The 3,326-nt window shown below is 73.3% G+C and carries 4 protein-coding genes; 1 reads left to right on the forward strand and 3 read right to left on the reverse strand.

Annotated features, from left to right (window positions below; all coding sequences use genetic code 11):
* Positions 1-928, reverse strand: a 928-nt coding sequence (gene clpX, locus B9L22_RS19440) for an ATP-dependent Clp protease ATP-binding subunit ClpX (RefSeq protein WP_143317411.1), incomplete at its 3' end; no start/stop codon positions are given.
* Positions 929-1,011: 83 nt separating this feature from the next.
* Complete coding sequence (gene zapE / locus B9L22_RS19445; RefSeq protein ID WP_086151581.1) at positions 1,012-2,238, reverse strand: AFG1/ZapE family ATPase; 1,227 nt, start codon at positions 2,236-2,238, stop codon at positions 1,012-1,014.
* 105 nt (positions 2,239-2,343) lie between these two features.
* Here zapE and B9L22_RS19450 point away from each other — a divergent pair, with 105 nt between their 5' ends.
* A complete protein-coding gene (locus B9L22_RS19450; protein ID WP_043659817.1) occupies positions 2,344-3,054 on the forward strand; it encodes a metal-dependent transcriptional regulator in 711 nt (236 codons plus the stop codon).
* Positions 3,055-3,183: 129 nt separating this feature from the next.
* On the opposite strand, the gene B9L22_RS19455 is transcribed toward B9L22_RS19450, so the two are convergent.
* The coding region (locus B9L22_RS19455; RefSeq protein ID WP_233140255.1) for a Fe-Mn family superoxide dismutase at positions 3,184-3,326 on the reverse strand (143 nt) is incomplete at its 5' end.

A 3,326-nucleotide genomic window follows, 5' to 3' on the forward strand; every position in this document is an offset into this window, starting at 1 on the left:
ACAGGTCCTCCCCCGCACCCGTCTCGATCGGCGCACCAAACCCCACACCCCGCTTGCGCGCCCGCGCCGCCACGATGTCGTCCAACCCCGCAAAAGCCCCCGCCACGATGAACAGCACGTTCGAGGTATCCACCTGGATGAACTCCTGGTGCGGGTGCTTACGACCACCCTGCGGCGGCACCGACGCCGACGTCCCCTCGATGATCTTCAACAACGCCTGCTGCACACCCTCACCCGACACGTCCCGCGTGATCGAGGGGTTCTCCGCCTTGCGCGCCACCTTGTCGATCTCGTCGATGTAGATGATGCCCGTCTCAGCCTTCTTCACGTCGAAGTCCGCCGCCTGCACCAGCTTCAGCAGAATGTTCTCCACGTCCTCACCGACATACCCCGCCTCGGTGAGCGCCGTCGCGTCCGCTATCGCAAAAGGCACGTTCAACATCCGCGCCAACGTCTGCGCCAGATACGTCTTGCCCGTCCCCGTCGGACCGATCAACAAGATGTTCGACTTCGCCAGCTCCACGTAGTCCGGGTCGTCGGTCGCGAGAGCCTCACCCGCCTCCTCGGCGGCAGCGGCGGCACGCACGCGCTTGTAGTGGTTGTGCACCGCGACGGCCAGCGCCCGCTTGGCGCCGTCCTGCCCGACGACGTAGCGGCTGAGGTGCGCGAAGATCTCGTGCGGCGTGGGGAGCGGGCCGCTGCCGGTGACGATGTCCTGCTCGGCCGACTCCGTCTCGCGGTCCTCCTCGACCATCTCGAGGCAGAGCGCGACGCACTCGTCGCAGATGAAGACGCCCGCGGGGCCCGCGATGAGCCGCTTCACCTGCCGCTGCGACTTGCCGCAGAACGAGCACGTGAGCGCGTCCGCCGCGCGGGGCCCGCGCTGACCGCGCGCGCCGCCGTCGTCGGTGCCGTCGGAGCGTGCCACCAGGTGCCTCCAGTCGAGTCGGTTGCGGCCGATCGTAACCGTCGCCCACGACACCCCCGCACGCGAGCCCTGGGACGCGCCGGTCAGGCGTGCGGGACGTCGTCCGCCGGGACGCCGCCCGCGTCCTCGGTGAGGAGCTGGAGCCGGCTCGCGGTGCGGAACGCGTCCGGGCGGTCGGGGAGCGCGGTGCGGAAGGTGCCGAGCGCATGGGGCGACGTGACGACGAGCTCGACGTCCGCGTCGACCAGCACGTCGACGACCGCGACGAACCGCTGCTGGGCCTCGCGGTCGACGGCGGTGAGCAGGGGGACGTCGGTGACGACCCACCGGCGGAAGCGCACGGACCAGTCGAGGTACTCCAGGGTCGACGTCGGCCGGCCCGCGAGGTCGTCGAACGTCACCCACAGCTCGTCCGCGCGCGCCGCCGTCACGGGGAACGTGCGCGACCCGGTGCGCACCGCCGTCGCCTCGTCCGCGCCCGGGCGGCGCAGGCCGCGGGCGTCGAGCTGCGCCGTCCTGCCGGGGCGGAGCCACGCGCCCGCGGCGAACCCGGCGCGACCGCGCCCGCCCAGCGTCCGGTAGTCCGTGGGCCCGGCGAGCTCGACGACGTCGAGGTGCGCGCGCAAGAGGGCGATCCCGGGCTCGGCGACGTGGTGCCACAGCGGGTTCGGCAGCAGCGTGCCGGGCTCGTAGTTGGACGTCGCGAGCACGACGACGCCCGCCGCGAACGCCCGGCGCAGGAGCCGGGTGAGCAGGGTCGCGTCGCCGGTGTCGTGCAGGTGGAGCTCGTCGAGGAGGAGCAGCGTCGTGCCGCGCAGGAGGTCGTCGATCGCGTCGTCGACCGCGCTCGGGCGGTCCTCGGGCCGCACGTCCGACGACAACGGCTCAGGTCCCGGGGGTTCTGGCGCAGGAGGTTCCGGGACCTGGGGCGCCCGGGTGCGCCACCCCCGCGTCGGGCCTCCGTGCCCGACGGCGGCGCGCGGCTCCGCGCGGGCGGCCTCCCGGCGCGCGTGGATGGCCGCATGGAGGTCGCGGAAGAGGTCGTAGACGTGCGTGCGGCGCACGGCTCCCGCGGGGAGCTCCGGCGTGACCGCGTCGACGAACGCCGCGGCGAGCCAGGACTTGCCCCGCCCGACCGGCCCCCAGACGTACAGCCCGCGGGCGGGGCGTCGTCGGGCCCGGGCGACGTCGTCACCGAGCCGCGCGAGCCGGTCGAGGAGAACGCGCTGGCCGGCGTCGAGCACGATGCCGTCGCGGGCGGCCGCCGCCTCGACCGCGCGGCGGACGCGGTCGGCGCGGGGGCGGGTCACGGGGACACCCTAGGCGCGGCGGCCCGCCGGTCGGAGTCGGCGGCGAAAGCGCTAGACTGGAACCGTTCCAGAGAAGAGTGCGTCGTACCTGCCGCGGGAGGCCGAGTGACCGACCTGATCGACACCACCGAGATGTACCTGAAGTCGATCTACGAGCTGCAGGAGGAGGGGATCCCCCCGCTGCGCGCGCGGATCGCCGAGCGCCTCGGGCACTCGGGGCCGACGGTCTCGCAGACCGTGGCGCGCATGGAGCGCGACGGCCTCGTCGTCGTCGGGGGCGACCGCCAGCTCGAGCTCACGGCCCTCGGCCAGCAGACGGCGGTGCGCGTCATGCGCAAGCACCGCCTCGCCGAGCGCCTGCTCACCGACGTCATCAAGCTCGACTGGGAGCACGTCCACACCGAGGCCTGCCGGTGGGAGCACGTGATGAGCGACCTCGTCGAGCGGCGCCTCGTCGGGCTCCTCGACCACCCGGCGCACGACCCGTACGGCAACCCCATCCCCGGCCTGCGCGAGCTCGGCGAGGACCTGCCCGAGGTCGGCTACCTCCAGGGCGTCGTGTCCCTGCGCGCGCACCTCGTCGCGCGCGGCGCGGTGCCGGGCACGGAGGTGCGCGTCGTGCTCCAGCGCATCGCCGAGCCGATCCAGGTCGACGTCGAGCTGCTCGCGCGGTTCGCCGAGGCCGGCGTGCTCCCGCACCGGACCCTCGTGGTCACGGTGGGCGACGGCGTCGTCACCGCCTCGGGCGAGGGCGCCCTGACCGTCCTCGACCTGCCCGACGACGTCACGCGCCACCTCTTCGTGACCGCGGACTGACGGTGTCGTGGCCCTGAGCGGCCGTCGAGAACGAGGTTGGTCCCGCTATCCGGTGGATAGCGGGACCAATCTCGTTGTGGTGGGGGAGCGGGGTCGTGCTCGCCGACCGGGTGTCGTGCGGCGGGGTCGTCAGGGGACGATGAGCCCGGCGGTCTGGGTCTTGGCGCGCTGGAGGCGGGCCTCGGCGTCGGACCAGTTGACGAGGTTCCACCAGGCGGTGACGTAGTCGGCGCGCACGTTCTGGTAGTCGAGGTAGTAGGCGTGCTCCCAGA

Origin of the sequence: Cellulosimicrobium sp. KWT-B, from assembly GCF_002127155.1 — a bacterium.
GTDB classification, from domain to species: domain Bacteria; phylum Actinomycetota; class Actinomycetes; order Actinomycetales; family Cellulomonadaceae; genus Cellulosimicrobium; species Cellulosimicrobium funkei.